The following is a 16,202-nucleotide window of genomic DNA, read 5'->3' as shown; positions in this document are numbered from 1 at the left end:
CGGCGGATGGGCCGTTCCGCCGGGTCTACGGCGACGTGGGCAGGTGCGGTGAGCGGAGCACGAGCAGGGTGATCTCGCTGGGGGCGAAGACGCGGAACGGCGGGCCCCAGAAACCGGTGCCGCGGCTGGTGTAGAGGAGGGTGCGGGCGCCGTGGCGGCTGAGGCCGGCAAGGGCGGGCTGGTCGATGCGGACCAGGTGGTGGAAGGGCCAGATCTGGCCGCCGTGGGTGTGGCCCGAGAGCTGGAGGTCGACGCCGCCTGCCGCGGCCCGGTCGACGAACTTGGGCTGGTGCGCCAGGAGCAGGACGGGCAGGTCCGGGTCGGCACCGTTCAGGGCTCCTGCGAGGTGGGCGCGGTGGCCGGCCAGGCCGGAGGACTCGGCGGTGACGTCATCCACCCCGGCGACCACAAGAGTGTCGCCGCCGCGTTCGAGCAGGAGGTGACGGTTGCGCAGCGGCTCCCAGCCCAGCTCGTCCATCAGGTCGACCCAGCCCTGGGCCTCGCTGTAGTACTCGTGGTTCCCGGTGACGTAGACCCGGGCCCGGGTGGCTCGCACGGTGCCCAGCGGAGCGGCCTGGGCACGACGGCGCTGCGCCGTGCCGTCCGCGATGTCGCCGGTATGGCAGACCAGGTCGGCCTCCAGCGTGTTGACCTTCGCGCAGACCCGTTCCGACCAGCGGGCGCGGTCGAGCGGGCCGTAGTGGGTGTCGGTGATGAGGACCACGCGGGTGCCGTCCAAGCCCGCTCCCAGACGCGGGAGTTGTACGTCCAGCCGGCGCACCCGCGGCACCCGGCGGGCCTCGGCGTACCCCCAGGCGAGCAGCACGACGGCCACACCGAGGACCGCCCAGGTGACGATCCGGGCCCGGCTCTGCCCGTCGCCCACACCGGTCACGGTCAGGGCGAGCCGCAGCAGGACGCCGAACAGGACGGACCAGGTGAACAGGACCCAGCCGGCCCCCAGGAGGGTGTCCCCGACGATCGCCGCCCGGTCCTGCTGGCGCCGGCCGTGACCGCGCACCATCGCGAGCGGCATGGCGACCAGTCCGAGGACGAACAGGGCCGTGCCGCCCAGCGCCACGGGGAGCGGCCAGCGCTGGCCGGCGTGCAGCAGCACCCAGCAGGGCACGGCCCACAGCAGGATCGGGGCGACCAAAGGGATGAAGCGCATAAGGCGGCTCAGCCGGCTCTGCCGAGTCGCAGGAGCCGCACCGTCCGCGGATCGCCCGTCCGCGGATCGGGCTTCGTCGGTGTCGGTCACGCTTCCCCTCCTCGATGAACCAAGGCTGCCGGCGCGCACTGTACCCGGTCGTCCTGATGACCTGAGTCGGAGACATCCGGCGAACTTCTCGATGACCTCGTGGTGGGGGCCCGTACGACGAAGCAGAGGTGCCCGGAACGATTGTCACTGGTGGCGCCTAGAGTCTGTCCCACTCGTCACGGTGCGTTGCCGTCGACGGGTCTCATCAGCGTGCCGCCGGTTCGGCGGCCGTCCGTCCAAGGGGGAGAACAGCGCATGGGGTGGGTTCCGGCGGGCGATTACGAAGTCGCCCTGGAGGCGGGCAAAGTGGTCTGCCGCAACGGGAAGGGCCGGCGGCTGAAGTCCGTCCCGGCCAGGTTGAAGGACGACCCGGCGGTCGTCGGACTCCGGCAGTTGACCGAGTGGCTCGAGCGGCACGAAGCCCGGTGCCTGACCGACGTCGAGCAGTGGATGGTGCGTTCGCTGCCCGTCCCCACCGCCGTACTCGCCCGGGTCTGGCCCGACCCGGCGTGGCAGGCGGCCCTGCGGGACGTGGTGGTCACCGGCCAGGACGGCGGGGTCGCCGGGTTCCTGCGCGATGTCGACCCCGACCGCGGTCTCGGCCTCGTCGACCTGGACGGCGACACGGTCCGCATCACCCCGGACGTCGTCAGCGTTCCCCACCCCGTCCTCCTCGACGACCTCGACGACCTGCGCGAGTTCGCGGTCGAACTGGGGGTGCGCCAGAACGTGGAGCAGTTGTTCCGCGAGGTGTGGCGCCGTCCGCAGGGCCTCGCCCCGGACACCACCTCCGTGGACACCTACGCGGGCGGCGTGTTCAAGGAACTGCGCTTCCTGCACGGCCGCGTCACCCAGCTCGGGTACCGGTCGCGCGGCGGATACGCGGTCTGCCCGGTCGTCGAGGACGGCGCCACGGCCGAGGCGCGCATCTGGATCGGCGAGCACGACGGATACGGCGAGTACGACACCGAGACGGGCCCCCTGGGCTGGACCGACCCCGCGGGGCGCGCGCTGACGGCGGCCGAGGTCGGCCCCGTCGCATGGTCCGAGGGCATGCGCATGGCGGCGGCGCTCTATGCCGGCCGCGACGTGGAGGACGAGGAGCGGGCGGCATGAGCACCACGACGACGAACATCGACACGACCACGGCGGCAGCGAGCACGGCGCCCATTCCCGCCCAGGCCCTGGGCGAGGGCACCTCCACCCCCGCCGCCGAGGCCCGCGCGGCGGCACTGCTGGACGCCGGCGCGATCCTCGCGGCGGACACCACCGACGCGGACGACGCCGACACACTGACAGCCCGCACCTACACCCACCACGCCCTCGGCGACCGCCCCGTGGTCCGGCTCGTACCCGGCACCCTCGGCGAAGCCGAGGACCTGGCCCTGGAGTTCCTCGGTCTGGCCCGGGCCGCCGAGGCCCCCGTCGTGGGCCAGGTGCGCCGCGAGACGCTGGGCTTCCCGGCCTGGGCGCTGGTCAACGACCCGGCCAACGGGCACCACGCCCTGGCCCTGGTCAAGGACATCGAGCGGCTGGGCCGGCAGGCCAGGACCCGCGCGGGGGCGGCCAAGGACGGCTTCGACGCGCTCGGCACCCGGCTCGGCCGTGCCGTGCCGCACTTCCTCCCCACGTACTACGAGCAGGTGGCACGCCTCTTCCTCCAGGCGGAGAACACCACCTACGCCGCCTCCTTCTTCGGCAAGGCCCGCGAGGCCGAGCGGGTGCACGGGCTGGCCGTGGACGAGGACCGTCAGCGGGCCGTCTTCCTGGAGTTCGCCTTCGCCGGTGCGCTGACGGTCAAGGCGCTGCGGCAGTACGTGCGGGACCTGGTGGCCCGGCTCGCACCGGCGGACGCCTGGGCGCAGTTCCGCCGTCTGCTGGTCGAGCGCTGCGCTGCCGGCATGCCGCCGTACGCGGCGCTGCCGCAGGACGTGCGCGCACTGGTCAAGGCCGCCGGGCTGGACCGCGAGGCCGCCGAACGCGACCTGGTGGCCGATCTGATCGGCTCCCCGGGGATCGTCCGCGCGCCCGCCTCGTTCTGGGCGGCGTACCGCTCCGCGATCGTCGCCCTCGCCCGGCGGGACGCGGCCGTGCGGGCGAGGCTCCTCGGCTTCTTCCCGGAGACCTTCAGCGAGAGCGGCCGGGACACGGACAGTGAATCCGGCTGGCTCGCGTTGCTTGCCGAGTCCGGAGCGGAGGGCCTGCTGACCGGCCTCCCGGACGCCTCCCACGCTGCCACCGCCTCCGCTGCCTCTGTCTCCCCGGCGGACTGGCTCGCCCGCTGGGAGGCACACCGCCGGCGCAACCGCGCCACCTCGGGCCGCAGCCCGCAGACGCTCGACCTGGCCGCCCGGATGGCGGACCGGCTGCGCGCCGACGGGCGCCCCGTCGAGCTGTTCCAGGGCCGCTGGCACCGCACCGCCGATCTGGACCTTCTCGACCTCTGCCTGGCCACCGGCGTCCCCGTCGCCGAACCGGACGAGCAGGAGGAGACCGGCGCACGCTCCCTCCAGCTCGCGTGCGGCCCGTGGCTCACCGACACCGCGCCCGGTGCGCGGGATCTCACCGCCGTCGCCGAACGGCCGGCCTTCCGTGCCCTCCTGCGCCGGAACATCGGCGGCCTCGGCGGCCGGCACGGCCAGGGGCTGGGCGACGTCGGCATGGCCAAGCTGGCGGAGCACCCGGTGCTCTCCGCGATCCTGCGGGAGTGGCTGACCGCCTGCGCGGAGGAGTACACGGCAGCCCGGGGGCTCCCCGGGCTTCAGACCGCCCTCCACAAGCTCTCGGCGTTCCGCTCCGTGGTCGCGGACGTCGCTCCGGAGGCCGTGCGGCTCCTCGAGGGCCACGACGTCGTGCCGCTGCTCGCCTCCACGCTGCGTACCGGCGTCCTGGACGAACTGGGCTGGTCCGCACTGGACGAGGCCTACGCCGAACTGGCGGCGGAGGCCGCGGAGGCCGCCGCCGCGGGTCCGCGGAACCGGCGCTCGGAGGGCGTCGGCGTCACCGGCGCCTGGCCCGCGCTGATCCTGAACACGCTCGAACGGGCCGTCGTCGTCGGCCCGGACGGCGTTCTGCTGCGGCACACCCTGCGGCTGCCCGCCACCGTCGACCACTGGCGGACGCTCGCCTTCCGTTACGTCGACGGCGAGTTGCTGGTCATCTGGTGGGAGGACGGCAAGCAGCGCGGCTACTGGTCGCACCGCCCCGCCGAGGTGTTCACCGTCGGCGGCGAGCAGATCCCCCGCTGGGGCGGCTCCAGCCCCTCGGACGAGGTCTGCCTGCCGCTGCCCGGCGGCGGTCGCGCCACCGGCGGCAAGGCCCTGCACGCGGGCGACACCTCTCTCCCGCCCCAGCGCGCCGTCATCTCCGACGGCACGGGCCACTGGCGGGAAGGCCACCAGGGCACACAGCGGGTGTGGCTGGAGTACGACCCGGCCGGCGGCACGCACGGCCGCGCGTCCCTCCCCGCCTTCCTCCGGTCCGGGGTGCGGGACGGCAGCCGGCTGCTGACCGAGCACTGCCAGGTGCTGCCCCTCCAGCCCGGTCTGGAGACCACCCCGTTCGGCACGGACGGCACCGTCCTGGGCCGCTGGGTCCGCCGCACCGTGACCGAGCCGGGCACGGCGGCCCCCGCCGACGGGCACCGGGCCGTCGCCGGCACCCCCGACGGCCACACGGTCACCCTGCCGCACCCGCTGGCCGACGGCGGCTCCCCGGTGCCGCTCGGCGCCCTCACCCTGCCCGGCGGGTCGCGGCCGGTCGTGGCCCTGCGCCACCGCTCCGTCGAGGCGCACCCGGCGGACACGGACGGCATCGGTGGCAGCCTGTGGTCCGTCACCCCTGGCTCCTCCGGCGGGAACAACGCGGCGGGCACCCGCTATCTGCCTCCCGTCGCCTACTGGCACGCCCTGCGCCCGAGGGACGAGCGGGGCTCCGCCGCCCTGCGCGACATGACGGACTCCCGCGCGGAGGAGCTGTTCAAGGAGGTCGTCGACGCGGTCGCCCAGCACACGGAGGCATTCCGGGCCGTCGAGGAGTACACGGGGCCCTCGGTGCGGGAACTGAGCGAGGAGGCCGTCGCCCGGGCGCTGCCCGAGGTGTCCGACACACGACTCCTCGCGGGTGTCACCGCGATCGTCCGGAGCGCCGTGGACCGGGCTGTCGCAGTCCTCCGGTATCTGGAACCGCCCCGGTCCGCGCAGCCGGCCACCCCCCGGAACACCGCACGCACCCAGGGCATGTTCTTCGACCACTCGCCCGAGCACGGCGACGACATGACGCTGCGGAACGCCTCCGCCTGGGGCTCCGAGCGGATGCACGGCAGCTGGTGGGGAGGCGGGCCCCGGTGGACCGTGATCCGGCAGATCCTCGCCGTCAACCATGTCCTCGGCGGTGAACCCGCGTTCGGCCCGCCCATACCGTCCAAGGTCCCGTTCACCCCTGCGGACGGCTGGCAGCGGGACGAGTACACGGTGCCCGGCGACGCCTCGGCCTGGACCTCCCTTCTCGACAAGCTGCCCGAACTGGCCTACCGGGCGGCCTCGGCGACCACGTCGCCCGAGCACCGCACCGGTCTCCTCGTGCTGCTGGAAACCCTCGCCGCGGGCCCGCTGGCCGACCCGGCGGGCACGGTCCGGCAGGTGGAACTCGTCGAGCCGTTCGTCGGAGGAGCACCCGGACCGGGACGCCCCGAGGCCGTACACCGCCTCGGCCAGGTGCTGCGCAAGGGCGCCCGCACCGTCGTCATCGTCGCCAACCGCGGCCGGAACTCCCGGAACGACGCGGCACGCTGGGTTGCCCTGGACCACGACCCGACGGGTGCCTTCGGCCCCGTCCCCGGCTTCACCCTGGACCACGAGCACGTTCACCGGCAGGGCATCGCCCGCGACCGGCTCACCCGGCTCACGGCTCTGGTGCGGGAACAGGGCCCGGCACCCTGGCGTCCGGAGGCCGCCGAGGCGTTCCACACGGCCACCGGAATCGGTCCCCTCCAGTCCGCCGCCCTGCTGTCGGCAGCCGTCGAGGAGCCCGGCGCCGAGGCGCTCGCGCTGCTCGGGGCGAAGACGCGTGCCTTCGAGGCGACCCAGGCCAGGCTGGCCGCCCTGCCCCGCGACGACCGGCACGCCGTTGTCCGAGCACTCCTGCCCGCGGACCCGGCCGAGCTGTGGACCACGGGACCCGACGTCCAGGCCGCCGCCGAGGTCTGGCAGAAGCGCCTGTCCTCCCTCGTCCGTGTCCCCGAGGAACTGGACCTCGACCTCTCGGGCACCACCCCGGGCGCCGTCGACCTGATCCTCAACGCGGGCCACCGGACCTGGCTCGCCCACGGCACCGACGTCCAGGACGGCACAGGCCGCCCGGGCCTGCGCCGGGTGAGCGCACGCGGTGCGGTCCACACGGCCCTGACCGCCCTGCGCACCCTCGCCTACACGCTGCCGTACGGACACCCCCTGCGGGCACACCTGCCCGTCGGACTCGCGGCCCTGCGCGGCCGCCTCGCCGACCAGGACCTGGTGCTGGACCTCGGTCTGGACTGGACCGACTCGGGGGACTCGATCGGCCCCGCGGTCCGCGCCGCCCACGGGCTCCCCGAGTCCGGCGGCGCCGACGCCGACGGTCTGGTCCGGGCCGGCACGGCGCTGCTCCTGGCCCCCGGCCACGGCAGCAACGAGAAGCTGCTGATCCGCCCGGCCGGCCTGACAGGGCCCGACGACCCGGCGTTCGGCCTCGTCGAAGGAATCGTCAGCCCTTACGGCACCGGCGATGTGCTCGCCCTCCGCGCGCTGCTGGGTGAGGAGACCGACGCGTTGGTCTCGGCGGGTGCCACCGACGGTTCCCCGCTCCACCCGGCCCAGGACCCGACGCGTGTGGTGCCCGGCCTGGTGGCCGAGGTCGTCGACGTCCTCGGCCTGAGCGCGGACACCGCCGCCCTGTACCTGATGCTGCTCGCCCTGCCCGACCCGACGGACCGCAACTGCGTCCGCTGGACCGGGTGGAAGCCGGCACGGGTCAAGAAGGCCAGGGCTGAGCTCGCCGCCACCGATCTCGTGGTGGAGGCGAAGCGCTCCCGCGCCGGCCGCACCCTGTTCCTCCCCTGCGGCTGGCTCGAACGCGGCGCCCCCGGGCTGCCGCTGGAGACCTGGAAGGAACGCCTGTACCCCGTGGCCGGGTCCACCCGGATCCTGCCCCACCTCCCCGTGCCCGCGCTGTTCGCAGCCGCCTGGGCACGGGTCCGGGGCGGCGACGCCCCCGCCTTCGAAGAACTGGACACCCGCGCAACCCGGAAGGGCCGCCGCCGATGACGAACGACACCACGACCACCCTCGACAGCACCACCTCGGGCGGCGTCCCGGACCAGGCGACGGCTCCCGGCCGGGAGCACCGCCAGGTCACGCCGCCCGAGGACCGGTACGCCACCGAGCTGGCCTTCCTCGCCGCCCACGACTCCGGCCCCCGCCCACCCGGCTGGCTGCTCACCCCGCGCGCCGTCGTCACCTTCGTGATGGGCAGCGCGGGCGACGCACTGAGCCTGCCGAAGGGGGCCCTGCCCGGAGACGGGGTGCCGCGCCGCCTGGCGATCGAGCAGAAGTTCGTCGGCGAGCGCGCCCTGGTCGAACGGTGCGTGGTCACCCTTGCCGGAGAGCGCGGACTCCTCCTCGTGGGCGAACCGGGCACCGCCAAGTCCATGCTCTCCGAGCTGCTGTCGGTAGCCGTCTGCGGGACCAGCGCGCTCACCGTGCAGGGCACCGCGGGCACCACCGAGGACCAGCTCAAGTACGGCTGGAACTACGCACTTCTGCTCGCCCAGGGCCCCACCGAGCAGGCCCTGGTGCCCTCCCCGGTACTCACCGCCATGACCCGGGGCGCCGTCGCCCGCGTCGAGGAGGTCACCCGCTGCCTGCCGGAGGTCCAGGACGCCCTCGTGTCGCTGCTCTCCGAGCGGCGGATCGCGGTCCCCGAACTCGCGGGCGGCAAGGGCGCCCAGGTGCACGCGGCCCCCGGTTTCACCCTCATCGCCACCGCCAACCTGCGGGACAAGGGCGTCTCGGAGATGTCCGCGGCGCTGAAGCGACGCTTCAACTTCGAGACCGTGGGCCCCATCGGGGACGTGGACGCCGAGACCGCGCTCGTCCGGCGCCAGTCGCGGGCAGCCGTCGAACGCGTGGGCGCCGCCTACCAGGTGGACGACGCGGTCCTCGAAGCCCTCGTCACGGCCTTCCGGGACCTGCGCGAGGGCCGCTCCGTGGAGGGCTGGGAGGTCGAGCGCCCCTCCACGGTGATGAGCACGGCGGAGGCGGTCTCCGTCGCGGGCTCCCTGGGCCTGGCCGCCGCGTACTTCCCAGGGGACCGGGACGTGCTCTCCCTCCTGCCCGGGCATCTGCTCGGCGTCGTACGGAAGGACGACCCCGGCGACGCGGCACGCCTGCTGGGCTACTGGGACGGGCCGGTGCGCAGGCGCGCGGAGCAGGGGTCGGCCACCTGGCGCGCCCTGTGGGACCTGCGCGCGGTGCTGGAGAACTGACGGATGAGCGAGCCGACCACCCCCGAGACGCGGACCACCGCCGAGGCACGGACCACCCCCGAGACGCGGACCACCGCCGAGGCACGGACCACCCCCGAGACGCGGACCACCGCCGAGACGCGGACGGCACCCGAGACGTGGTCCACCCCCGAGGTGTCGCCCACCGCCGGTGCGCCGGCCGCTTCCCCGGCGCAGGGCCCGGCGGCCGGGGGCACCACCCCGGAAGCCGCGGTGGCGGCCCTCGCGGCGACCGGGCCCGGGTCACCGTTCCTGATCGGGGTGCGTCACCACGCGCCTTCGCTGGCGGCCGCCCTCCCGGCACTGCTGGACGCGGCGGCCCCCGACGTCCTCCTCGTCGAACTGCCCGCCGAGTTCCAGCCCTGGCTGGGCTGGCTCGCCCACGAGGAGACCGAGGCCCCGGTGGCGCTGGCCGCCGTGCCCGCCGACGGGGCAGCCTCCGCGGGCGAACGGGGGCCGGCCTTCTACCCGTTCGCGGACTTCTCGCCCGAACTGGTCGCTCTGCGCTGGGCGGCGGAGAACGGGGTCCCGGCCGTGGCCTGCGATCTGCCGCTGGCCGACCGCGCGTGGGCCGGGGGCGGTCCGGACACCCCCGCCCCTGTCCCGGGCGCCGACTCCGCACCCGTGCCGGGGGAGGGGCACGGGCTGTCCGCCGCGCTCCGGTCCCGGCTCACCGGCCGGGACGGTGACGACCTGTGGGACCGGCTGGTGGAGGCCCTCGCGCCCGGTTCGCCACCCGAGGCACTCCGCCGTGCCGCCCTGCTCACCGGCTGGGCGCTGCGGCACGAGGCCGAGGCGCGGGGCGGGGTGAGCGGCACGGACCTGGCGCGCGAGGCATGCATGCGCGGGCATGTCGCCGAGACCCTGGCGAGCGGCCGGCGGCCCGCCGTGGTGGTGGGAGCCTTCCACACCCCGGCGCTGCTGCCGTCCGCCGCCGGGGGCCCCGCACCGTACGCGCCAGGCGGCGCGTACGGTGCCCCGGCCGAGCAGGGCGCGGACGGCCACATGAACGGCGCTGCCGGGACGGCCGCGTGCACGGTCTCCCTGGTCCCGTACACCTACCCGCTGCTGGACTCACGGTCCGGCTACCCGGCCGGCATCAGGGACCCGGAGTGGCAGCACACCGTGCTGGACGCCGCCGGGGACCCGGCCGCGCTGCACGAGGCGCTGATCCGCACCGCGGTCCGCGTCTGCGCCGCCCTGCGCGAACAGGGCCACCCGTACGGCCCGGCGGACGGCCGGGAGGTCGTCCGGGTGGCCGGTGACCTGGCCCGCCTGCGCGACCTGCCCGCACCCGGCCGCGGTGAACTCCTGGAAGCCGTGCAGACGGTGCTCGGGCGCGGCGAGACCTACGGGACAGGCCGCGCCGTCGCCCAGGCCCTCGAACGCGTACTCGTCGGAGCCCGCACCGGACGGCCCGCGCCCGCCGCTCCGCGCAGCGGACTGGGCCCTGCCGTCGAGGCCGAGACCGCGGCGCTCTCCCTCCCCGGCCCGGAGGACGCGTACGAGAAGACACCGCGCGACCTCCGGCTCGACCCCGCCCGCTCCACCCTGGACCGGAGACGCGAACTGCTGCTGCGCAGGCTGACGGTGTGCGGCATCCCTTACGCGCGGGAGCAGGGGGTGACCGGTGCTGCGGGCTCGGAAGGGCTCACCACGCGCTGGCAGGTGCGGTGGACCCCGGCGACGGCCGCGATGCTCACCGCGGCGGGCGCCCGCGGCGTCACCCCGGCCCAGGCGGCCGAGGGCGTGCTGCGGCAGCGGCACGCGGCCGAGCGCGCGGAGGGCGGCCCGACGGCGGCCCAGGTCGTCCGCGGACTCACGGAGGCCGCCGGGTGCGGGCTCCCCGCCCTGGCCGGCGAACGGCTGACGGAACTGGCGGCCGTGCTCCCCGCGAGCGGCAGCCTTCCCGAACTCCTCACCGGACTCGACCTGCTGGACCGCATCGACGCAGGCCACCTCCCGGGCCTGGCCGCGCCCGACGACCCCTCGGCCCCGGACCCCGCCGCCACCGCCCGTGCCGCCGACACCGCGCGCGCGGCCGAACTCCTGACCTCCGCCGCGGTCCGTCAGGTCGACGGCCTGACCGGCTCCGAGGAGCCCGAGGACGCCCGGGCGCTGCTCGAACTGGCCCAGCGCGCCGACCGGGTGGGCGGCATCCGGCTCACCGACGCCCTCGCCCGGCTGGCCGCCGACGGCACCCCGCTGATCGCCGCAGCCGCCGGTGGAGTCAGGGTGCTCACGGGTCACGAAGAGGCCGAGACCTTCGGAGGGCGCGTCGCCTCCTGGGTGGACGGAGCCGTGGACAGCGCCTCCCGGGCCGCGCTCACCGCCCGCCTCACCGGCGTCCTCACCGTGGCGGGCCCGCTCCTGACCGTCGGCGCCGGCGCCCTCGACCCGCTGCTGCACCGTGTCGTCGAGCTGGACGACACCGCGTTCCTGGCCCGGCTGCCTGCCCTGCGCGGTGGCTTCGACACGCTGAGCCCGGCCGCCCGGGACCGGCTGCTGGACACCGTCGAGGAGCGGCTGGGCGAACGGGTGGACACCCTCGACGCGGACGATCCGGCCGAGCAGGCCCGTCGAACGGCCGCCGACCTCGCGGCCCGTGAACTCCTGGCCGGCCTCGGCCTGCCCGTACCCCCACCCGCGTACGACGACCGGTCCCCCTCACTGCCCGGCCACACCGCCGCCACGCGCCCCACCGCCGTACCCTCCACCGAGGCCACCTCCGCGCGGACCATCGCGCCCGCCGACCGGTGGCGGCTCGTGCTCGGCCGGCGCCCCGATCAACTGCCGTCCGGCGCCGCCCGCCTGGCGACGGCTCTGGACGAGCTCTACGGCGCGGGACACGGCGAGGGATCCCGCGGCGGCCTGCCCGGCCCCGGTCGCGGTGGCGGCGGCCGGGAACCGTCGTTCCCCGGCGTCCGCGAGTGGTCCGAGGAACTGGCCGCGCTGTTCGGCCCCGGCGTCCGCGAGGAGGTCCTCGCCGCCGCAGCCGCAACAGGGCGGCAGGACGTCCTCACCGCACTCGACCCGGCGGCCGTCACCCCCTCCGTGGAGCTGCTCCGTACGATCCTGAGGTACGCAGGCGGCCTCCCCGAAGCCCGCCTCGCGGCCCTCCGGCCCCTGGTCCGCCGGCTGGTCGACGAACTGACCCGGCAGCTCGCCACCCGGCTGCGGCCCGCCCTCACCGGCACGATGTCGGCCCGGCCCACCCGCCGCCCCGGCGGCCGGCTGGACCTGCCGCGCACGCTGCGCGCCAACCTCGCCACCGCACGCCGGACAGCAGACGGAACGGTCCAGGTGATCCCCGAGAAGCCGGTGTTCCGCAGTCGCGCACGCCGGTCGGCCGACTGGCGCCTGATCCTGGTCACCGACGTCTCCGGATCCATGGAAGCGTCCACCATCTGGTCCGCGCTGACCGCCTCCGTGCTCGCCGGGGTGCCGACCCTGAGCACCCATTTCCTGGCCTTGTCCACGGAGGTCGTCGACCTCACCGGCCATGTGCACGATCCTCTCTCCCTCCTGCTGGAGGTGAGCGTGGGCGGGGGTACGCACATCGCCGCCGGGCTGCGGCACGCCCGCAGCCTGATCGAGGTGCCCACCCGCACCCTCGTCGTCGTCATCAGCGACTTCGAGGAGGGCGCGCCGCTCGGCGGACTGCTGGCGGAGGTGCGGGCCCTGGTGAACACCGGCTGCCACGTCCTCGGGTGCGCGAGCCTCGACGACGCCGGCCGGCCCCGTTACTCGACGGGCGTCGCCGGGCAGCTCGTGGCCGCAGGCATGCCCGTAGCGGCCCTCAGTCCGCTCGAACTGGCCCGCTGGATAGGGGAGAAGACCGCATGAACGCCGACCGGTTGCCACCCGTCGCACCGGAGGTCACGGCCACGCTCGTGGAGGACCTCTCGCCCCGGCTCCGCAAGCGGCTGGACGCGGCGGTCACCAAGCTCGGAGCCCGCCCGACGCACCGCGACGGGGACACGGTGACGATCGCGGTGGACGACGACACCGAATTGCGCCTGCACGCCCCGGGCGGCGTGGTGGCGACGGCGGACGCCATCACCTGCGGTTGCCTCCTCGCCCCTGCATGCGTCCACCGCGCGGCCGCCGCCTGCGCGGCCCCCACGGCGGACCCGGCGCCGGAGCCCGCCGATGAGCCCACCCGGGCGTTCGCCGAACCCACCTCCGCGACGGACCCCACCTCCGCGACGGACCCCACCTCCGCGACGGACCCCACCTCCGCGACGGACCCCGCCTCCGCCCCGGACTCCGCCCCCGCCTCGGACCCCGCCCCCGCCCCGGACCCCGCCTCCTCGGCCGAGGTCGCGAGCCCGGCGCAGCGTGGAGCGGCCGCCGCCCTGTGGTCGGCGGGCGCCGCCGTGCTGGAGGCCGGCGTCGACGGGGCGGGCGCCGTCGCCCAGTCGGCACTCCTCCGCGCCGCGCACACCGCCCGGCTCCGGCAGCTGCCGCGCGCCGCGGGCACCGCGCTGTCCGTCGTCACGCTGCTGCGCGCGGCCCGCGCCGGCGACCCGTCCTACCGCACAGCCGACCTCGTCACGGCCCTGGCCGAACTCCTGGGCACAGCACACCGGGTCGGGACGACGTCCGGGGCGGAGCTGTCCGCCGTCAGGGGCCGCGTGCGCCGTCCGTACAGCCCGGACGGCTCGTTGCGCCTGTACGGCCTGTTCACCGAACCCGTGGTCACCGACTCGGGGCACGGGGGCGTCCGCACCTGGGTCGCCGGGGCCGACGGCCGTCTCTTCACGGTCGGCGACGTGGCACCCGGTGGCGTCGGGCGCGCCCTGGGCGTGGCCGACCGGGCCGTGCGCCTGGGGGACAGCGCGCTCACCCACCGGGAGCTGGGCCGGGCCGGCCTGGCGGTCTCGGGGGCGACGGTCTCGCCGGACGGCAGACTGGGCGCCGGAAAGGGCGTCAAGGCCGTCACCGCCCGGGGCGCGGTGTGGACGGAGCCGCCGCTCGCCGCCCTGTGGGAGACGCCGCCGTCCGAACAGGCCGCCCGCGCCCTGCGGTCCACCTCCCGTTACGCGGACCCGGACGGCGGCGGCAGTGACCTGCTCTTCCTGGACGTCGAACTCCTCGGAGCGGTACGGGAGCCGGGCGGCACCTGCTTGCTCGCGCTGTGCGAGGGTGGCATCCGCGTCCGGCTCACCGTCGCCGACGACGACCCCGCGCTGGCCCACCGCGACAATCTGATGCTGCTGGCCACGGCGCCGGGGACACGGCTGAGGATCGTCGGCCGCCTGGTGCCCGCACTCCACCCCCGGCTCACCCTCCTCGCCTGCTCGCACCCCACCGGCGAGGGCACGATCGACCTCGGCCTCGACCGCCTGCGCCGGGCCGACCTCCCGGACCCGGCTGCCCCCGTGACCTTCGCCCCGCCACAGCCCGGAGAGTCCGGAGCGCACGCGCCCCTGTACCTCCTGGAGCGCCGGGTCGAACAGACGGTCCCGGCGGGCCGCGTCGCCCTCGGCATGCTGGGCGACGTCACCGCCGACGCCCGCCGCATCCGCCGCGCGGGACTTCCCACGGCCGCCGGACTCCTCACCGCCCTGTGCGCCTCGGCGGCCCGACGCGATCGCGACCTCTTCGGCCGGCTCCTCCCTGCCGACACCGACGGCTTCGCCGCCCACTGGCTCGCGGCCGCCCGTTACACGGCCGCCGTGGCCGAGTCCCTCTGTGCGGCGGCCTGGGAGCCGGCGCAGGACGCGGTGCCGGCCCGCGGGCTCAGCTGAGGCCGGCGACCAGCAGGGCGAAGGCCGCGATGATGACGGCGACGCGGACGTAGTGGAAGCGGTCCCAGCGGTTCATCTGCTGCTTCCAGTCGGCGGGCCGGTTCTCAGGGGTCCACGTCTTGCCCCGGTTGTTGATCGGGACGAGCAGCAGGACCGACATGATCACGCTGATGAGCAGCAGCACGCCGGCGGTGACGACGAGTCCGGCGCCGTGGTGCTGCCATCCCGCGACTGCCCATATCGCGACGAGGACGAGCGAGGTGATGTACCAGACCGGCATCACGGCGCCGAGCATCCGGCCCCCGTGGGCGCGGCCGAGCTGGCCGCTGTCGTCGGGGAGCGCGTTGAAGATCCGGTTCATGACGAAGGCGACGGAGAACTCCACCCCCACCATCACGCCGACGACCACGGTGGTGAAGACCTCGAGTGCGTTGAGCATGGGATGATCCCTCCCGGTATCTAGCATTGATAGCTGATGTGGCAACGCTAGACCTACTGCCGCTCAGTTGTCTAGCGGTGCTAGAATCGAGCCATGTCGGTACAGGAACGCAAGGAGCGCGACCGGGCGGCCCGCGAGCGCCTCATCTTGGCGACGGCCCGCGAACTCGCCGAGCAGCAGGGCTGGGACGCGGTCACCACCCGCCGGCTCGCCGAGCGGATCGAATACAGCCAGCCCGTCCTCTACAGCCACTTCCGCGGCAAACGGGAGATCATCGGCGCCGTCGCCCTCGAAGGCGCCACCGAGATGGCTGCGGCGCTGAGAGCCGCGTCCCGTGCCGCGGACGGCCCGCGCGCCCGGGTCACCTCCCTGGCCCGCGCGTACCTCGACTTCGCCGAACACAACCCGGCGGTCTACGACGCGATGTTCCAGCTCGACGGCGGCCTGGCCTTCGCGAAGGAGGACACCCCCGAACCTCTGAAGGACGCCTTCGCCGCCCTGCTGGAGAGTCTCGGCGAGGTCGCCGGGGACGGCGTCCACCCGGGGCTGTTCACCGAGGTGTTCTGGGCGGCCCTGCACGGCCTCGCGACCCTGGCCCGGGCGGGGCGGCTGCCTCCCGAGGACACCGACCGGAGGATGGAGTTGCTGGTGGACCGGCTCGCCATGGTCTGACGTTCCGCCCGGCGGGCACGCAGCCGGAGCCCTTGGCCCGGCCGGCTGCGCTCGGGATGCGGTGCGTGCCGGGAGCCGGTATCGCTGAGTGTCCCGATCCGGTTCCGTGTGGCGCGGAATGATGTGGAAGGACCACGGCATGGATGACTATCCGCTGCTGAATCTGTTCCTCACGATGCTGTACTTCTTCCTGTGGGTGATGTGGTTCTTCCTGCTCTTCAAGGTGATCACGGACCTGTTCCGGGACCACTCGTTGAGCGGATGGGGCAAGGCGGCCTGGCTGATCGCCGTCCTGGTCCTGCCCTACCTCGGCGTTCTTCTCTACCTCGTCCTGCGGGGGCGGAGCATGCGGGACCGGGACATCACCGAGGCGAAGGAGCAGGAGAAGGCGTTCCGTTCGTACGTGAGGAAGGCCGCCGGGCCGGGCGGCAGCGAGCATGTGGAGGAGCTGGCCACGCTCGCCGAGATGAAACGGAACGGGGATCTGAGCCCGGAGGAGTACGAGAGGGCGAAGGCGAAGGTCCTCGCCTGAGTCCG

General features: G+C 75.0%; 9 protein-coding genes. 7 read left to right on the top strand and 2 right to left on the bottom strand.

The window, feature by feature from the left end:
* Positions 1-25: 25 nt before the first annotated feature.
* A complete protein-coding gene (locus ACIP63_RS23450) occupies positions 26-1,261 on the bottom strand; it encodes a metallophosphoesterase (RefSeq protein ID WP_401518761.1) in 1,236 nt (411 codons plus the stop codon).
* A gap of 255 nt (positions 1,262-1,516) precedes the next feature.
* On the opposite strand from ACIP63_RS23450, the gene ACIP63_RS23445 reads away from it, so the two are divergent.
* Genes ACIP63_RS23445 through ACIP63_RS23425 form a run of 5 tightly spaced genes read left to right on the top strand, consistent with a single transcriptional unit; the run spans position 1,517 to position 14,554 of the window.
* Positions 1,517-2,377: a DUF4132 domain-containing protein gene (locus tag ACIP63_RS23445; RefSeq protein WP_401518758.1), complete on the top strand. Its 861-nt coding sequence runs from the start codon at positions 1,517-1,519 to the stop codon at positions 2,375-2,377.
* Positions 2,374-7,563, top strand: coding sequence for a hypothetical protein (locus ACIP63_RS23440; protein ID WP_401518755.1), 5,190 nt, complete (start codon positions 2,374-2,376; stop codon positions 7,561-7,563). Before ACIP63_RS23445 ends, ACIP63_RS23440 begins: the two co-directional genes overlap by 4 nt.
* Complete coding sequence (locus ACIP63_RS23435) at positions 7,560-8,783, top strand: AAA family ATPase (protein ID WP_401518753.1); 1,224 nt, start codon at positions 7,560-7,562, stop codon at positions 8,781-8,783. The genes ACIP63_RS23440 and ACIP63_RS23435 overlap by 4 nt, the downstream gene beginning before the upstream one ends.
* Positions 8,784-8,786: 3 nt before the next feature.
* A complete protein-coding gene (locus ACIP63_RS23430; RefSeq protein ID WP_401518750.1) occupies positions 8,787-12,647 on the top strand; it encodes a DUF5682 family protein in 3,861 nt (1,286 codons plus the stop codon).
* Positions 12,644-14,554, top strand: coding sequence for a hypothetical protein (locus tag ACIP63_RS23425; RefSeq protein ID WP_401518747.1), 1,911 nt, complete (start codon positions 12,644-12,646; stop codon positions 14,552-14,554). The genes ACIP63_RS23430 and ACIP63_RS23425 overlap by 4 nt, the downstream gene beginning before the upstream one ends.
* Here the strand turns inward: ACIP63_RS23425 and ACIP63_RS23420 are convergent.
* Positions 14,547-14,993, bottom strand: a complete 447-nt coding sequence (locus ACIP63_RS23420) for an anthrone oxygenase family protein (protein ID WP_401518745.1) — start codon at positions 14,991-14,993, stop codon at positions 14,547-14,549. The two genes, ACIP63_RS23425 and ACIP63_RS23420, sit on opposite strands and share 8 nt — an antisense overlap.
* Positions 14,994-15,086: 93 nt before the next feature.
* On the opposite strand from ACIP63_RS23420, the gene ACIP63_RS23415 reads away from it, so the two are divergent.
* Together ACIP63_RS23415 and ACIP63_RS23410 are read left to right on the top strand one after the other, a co-directional pair.
* A complete protein-coding gene (locus ACIP63_RS23415; RefSeq protein ID WP_401518742.1) occupies positions 15,087-15,665 on the top strand; it encodes a TetR/AcrR family transcriptional regulator in 579 nt (192 codons plus the stop codon).
* A 139-nt stretch (positions 15,666-15,804) separates the two neighbouring features.
* On the top strand, positions 15,805-16,197 hold the full coding sequence (locus ACIP63_RS23410) for an SHOCT domain-containing protein (protein ID WP_401518741.1): 393 nt from the start codon (positions 15,805-15,807) through the stop codon (positions 16,195-16,197).
* Positions 16,198-16,202: the final 5 nt, after the last annotated feature.

The sequence above is a fragment of the Streptomyces sp. NPDC088746 genome (genome assembly GCF_044751065.1).
Taxonomy (GTDB): Bacteria; Actinomycetota; Actinomycetes; order Streptomycetales; family Streptomycetaceae; genus Streptomyces.
Note: the sequence above shows the minus strand (reverse complement) of the source record. Positions and strands in the feature narration are given on the sequence as shown.

Coding starts and splice junctions, on each gene's coding strand:
- ACIP63_RS23445 (WP_401518758.1), top strand. CDS start 1,517: ATGGGGTGGGTTCCGGCGGGCGATTACGAAGTCGCCCTGGAGGCGGGC.
- ACIP63_RS23440 (WP_401518755.1), top strand. CDS start 2,374: ATGAGCACCACGACGACGAACATCGACACGACCACGGCGGCAGCGAGC.
- ACIP63_RS23435 (WP_401518753.1), top strand. CDS start 7,560: ATGACGAACGACACCACGACCACCCTCGACAGCACCACCTCGGGCGGC.
- ACIP63_RS23430 (WP_401518750.1), top strand. CDS start 8,787: ATGAGCGAGCCGACCACCCCCGAGACGCGGACCACCGCCGAGGCACGG.
- ACIP63_RS23425 (WP_401518747.1), top strand. CDS start 12,644: ATGAACGCCGACCGGTTGCCACCCGTCGCACCGGAGGTCACGGCCACG.
- ACIP63_RS23420 (WP_401518745.1), bottom strand. CDS start 14,993: ATGCTCAACGCACTCGAGGTCTTCACCACCGTGGTCGTCGGCGTGATG.
- ACIP63_RS23415 (WP_401518742.1), top strand. CDS start 15,087: ATGTCGGTACAGGAACGCAAGGAGCGCGACCGGGCGGCCCGCGAGCGC.
- ACIP63_RS23410 (WP_401518741.1), top strand. CDS start 15,805: ATGGATGACTATCCGCTGCTGAATCTGTTCCTCACGATGCTGTACTTC.